Genomic DNA, 3,795 nt, shown 5'->3' with positions numbered 1-3,795 from the left:
GAAGGCGGGAATCCAGTCCTTTTAACCAATTTTTCAATATCTTTTTCTGGATTCCTGCTTCCGCAGGAATGACGCATTATTTCAAACATTTGCTGAATAGTTGCACTTTATTTTGTCTCATATGTATCTGAACTTATTCAGCCCTTTAAACAGTGTCGGTTATCAGTGACACTGTTCACTAATCACAGACGCTGCCACTTCTTGTATAGGGCTCTATATGAACCAATACATCTACTACATGGGGAAATCTGTTTTTTATGGTTTCTTCTACAGCGTGTGCTAAGTCATGGGCCTTATCTGTTTGCATTTTGGGATCAATGAGGACATGCAGGTCAAGGCGTACTTCGTCTTCCCTGCCCCTCGTCCTTACCCTGTGGCACCCCTTCACACCTTCAATTGTCATAACTACATCCTCTATTTCTTTCGTCCTTATGCATACAGTATCAGCCAGGACATCAGAGGCACTTTTCAGGATATTAAAGCCCATCTTTGCAATCAAAAAGGCAATAATAATGGCTGCGATTGAGTCGATCAACGGATAGCCGAATTTTGCAGTAATGAGACTTATAATGAAGTCGATCAACGGATAGCCGAATTTTGCAGTAATGAGACTTATAATGACTGCTACGGAAACAAAGATATCGCTTCTTGTATGCAGGGCATCTGCTATGAGGAAATCACTCGTAAGTTCCCGACCTTTTTTTGTCTCATAAGTCATTACCGCCAGGTTGACTAAAAGGGTTATTGCCATAACAGCAAAACTTATAGATGTGACCTCAATGGCAGCAGGCATTTTAAAACTAAAATAGGCCTTCCTTAATACCTGGAAGCAGGCTATGAATATAAGGAAGGCTACGGCAATAGTTGCGATGGTCTCGTATTTTTTATGGCCGTAAGGGTGTTTTTCATCAGGGGGGTGTGATGCTATCCATATGCCGATAATACCTATGATATTGGATGTCCCATCAAAGAAGGAATGAAAGCCGTCAGAGAGCATGCTTATTGAATTTGTCATATAACCATAGATAACCTTTGCTGCGGCAACGGCCATGTTGAGAAAAAATGTGTAAAAAAGTACCCTTCTGACTTTTTGAAGACGCATTATAGGTTAATTATAAGACAATTCAAATTTTAGTTAAACCCAAATTACGCAAGCCTCCCCAAATGTCATTGCGAGTCCCGATTTATCGGGACGAAGTTTCGGGACGACGTGGCAATCTCATCACTCAAAATGAGATTCCTCGCGGAGCCTGCCCTGAACGAAGTGTCATTTCGAGTGTAACGAGAAATCTTTGTTTCGCCTGATGGAGGGCTCATAAGATTCCTCTCCGCCTTCGGCGGATCGGAATGACAATGGGCGAGTGTTTTTCATATGCCCTTGCGTAATTCGGGTTAAAAATTTACCATCTCTTTAATTTAAGATTTAAATATTTTGCCGGGTTGTCTGCTGCAGCTTCCACTGCTTCTGCTTCGGGGATATGGAGTGCTTTTAGTATCTTTACCGCAGTTGTTAATGTTATAGAGCTGCCGCGTAGAGCCCCTGCTGCGTCTCGGTATCGAGTCGTACCGACTTTGATTGAATCAGAGACAAGAATAATCCTGTCAATCCGCTTTGTCTTGAAGACTAATCTCAGGGTCTCAGGATGCACATGGACTCCATCAGCAATAACCTCTATATATAAGTCCTCATCGAGGAGACCAAGTCCGATAAGCCCTGGCTCGCGGTGATGAAATGGACGCATTGCATTAAATATATGAGTTATTCCCCCTGCTCCTGCCTTTTTCCCATCAAGAGCCTGTTTATAAGTTGCATCAGAATGCCCCATATTTACTTTAAACCCGTATTCAACACAGCGCGCTATTACTTTTAATGCGCCCGGCAGTTCAGGTGCAATGGTTATTATCTTTATGATATCTTCGTAGCCATCTATTAACCCTTTGAGGGAAGATAGGGCAGGCCTTATGAAGGAATTTTTATTTAGAGCCCCACATCTTGAAGGATTCAGGAAAGGGCCCTCCAGATGAACGCCGAGGATAGTCGATAGTCGATAGTCGATAGTCTCTTGTCTTTTGACCGACAACTGACAACTGACGACTGACGACTGTTGAATTTCCATTGCCTTTTTCACTGCTTCCATATTCCTTCGCATCTCATCAATCGTGCCGGAATAAATGGTTGGCAGGATGGCAGATGTCCCGGCCTTTCTGTGAAGCTCTGCCATCTTGAGGATATCTTCTGGATTTTTTGTCCTCGTATCGTATCTGCCGATACCGTGTGTGTGAAGGTCGATGAAACTCCTATCTTTTATGAGGTTTTTTGCCATATATGGTCTGAATTATAGCATCACTTAGCCTTTTTCATAAACATACCGGCAAAATGCCTCTACAATCTCAGGGTCAAACTGGGACCCTGCCCCTGCCTTAAGCACCTCTTTTGCCTCCTCCTTTGAAACAGTCTTGTACCACGGCATCTCTGATGTCATGGCAGCATAGGCATCGGCAACAGCGATTATCCGTGATAGGTATGGTATCTCATTTCCTTTGAGTCTATCAGGATAACCCTTACCATCATACCATTCATGATGGGAGTGAATTACAGGAGCGAGGTGTTGTAGTGCAGGGACATTCTCAATAATCTTTGCCCCTGCAGCAGGATGTTCCTTTATTATTTCCCATCCCTCCTCTGTAAAGGCATCGGGTTTTTCCAGAATGGCACTCCTGATTGTCACAACACCTATATCGTGCAGGAGACATGCGAGCCTGAGCCTCTCCCTTTCTGTGTCATCAAGATTCAGGGCCTGCGACAAAAGTGAGGCATAGTGCTCCACCTTTTCTGTATGGTCACGAAAGAATGTGGCCTTTATGTCTATAACAGCTAATATGGTCTGGATATTGTTCAGGTCATTGTTTAAAAGGGATGCGATCTCCATCGGGTTATGTTCCAACATGGCTATCAGGGTCTCATGATAGAGGCAGACCCTGTTTCTTCCTTCCCTCTTTGCTGTATAGAGTGCCTGGTCAGCCCTTTCTATCAACAATTCAACTGATTGGGCACTCTCAGGGAAGCAGGAGATCCCTACACTTACTGTAACCCCGATATTCTTTTCATGATCTATCGAAAAGGGGGTACTGGCAATTGCCGCCCTTATCCTCTCACCAACAACTCTTGCCCCATCAATACTGGTCTCGGGCAGGATAATGGCAAACTCCTCTCCCCCGTATCGTGCTACAATGTCAACCTGCCTGACCTGCCCCTTGAGTATCCTTGCAAGTGATTTCAAAACAGCATCGCCTGCAGGATGACCGTGGCTGTCATTGACCCATTTAAAGTGGTCAATATCTATCATGAGTAAGGAAAAGGCAAGGTTATAGCGTCCGGCGCGTGCAGCCTCCCTGGAAAGCTCTTCCATAAAGACCCTGCGGTTTGAAACACCTGTCAGCTCATCGGTAGTTGCAAGTTCAACCGTCTTTGTATAGAGCCTTGCGTTTTCAATAGCTGTGACTGCTTGTAGGCCGAGCATCAGGAGGAGGTCCTCATCTTCCTGTGTAAAGGGCTCACCCCCCTGTTTATTTGCAACAAATAGGCCGCCGATGACCGTATTCCTGAGTAATAGAGGGATGCCGAGGAGACTTCCAATAAATGGATGACCTGCAGGCAGGCCCTCAAACCGGGGATCAGACGAGGCCTTATCGAGGCGGATGGAAATACCCTCCTTCAAGACCACACCCAAAAGGCCCTTCCCCTCAGGTAACCGCTTTACAGGGAAAGTATCCTGTGGGACATTGGTCTTGAAA

General features: G+C 45.0%; 3 protein-coding genes. All 3 read right to left on the bottom strand.

From position 1 onward, the window contains the following. Positions 1-178: 178 nt before the first annotated feature. Positions 179-1,102 carry a cation transporter gene (locus HZC12_07095; protein MBI5026479.1) on the bottom strand — a complete coding sequence of 308 codons (924 nt, stop codon included), beginning with the start codon at positions 1,100-1,102 and terminating at the stop codon, positions 179-181. A 298-nt stretch (positions 1,103-1,400) separates the two neighbouring features. Further along, the gene (locus tag HZC12_07090) at positions 1,401-2,324 is read right to left on the bottom strand and encodes an amidohydrolase family protein (GenBank protein ID MBI5026478.1); all 924 of its coding nucleotides are present in this window, start codon (positions 2,322-2,324) and stop codon (positions 1,401-1,403) included. Between the two features lie 24 nt (positions 2,325-2,348). After that, positions 2,349-3,795: diguanylate cyclase (locus tag HZC12_07085; GenBank protein ID MBI5026477.1), on the bottom strand; the 1,447-nt coding region annotated here is incomplete at its 5' end.

The sequence above is a fragment of the Nitrospirota bacterium genome (genome assembly GCA_016214385.1).
Classification (GTDB): Bacteria; Nitrospirota; Thermodesulfovibrionia; order UBA6902; family JACROP01; genus JACROP01.
Note: the sequence above shows the minus strand (reverse complement) of the source record. Positions and strands in the feature narration are given on the sequence as shown.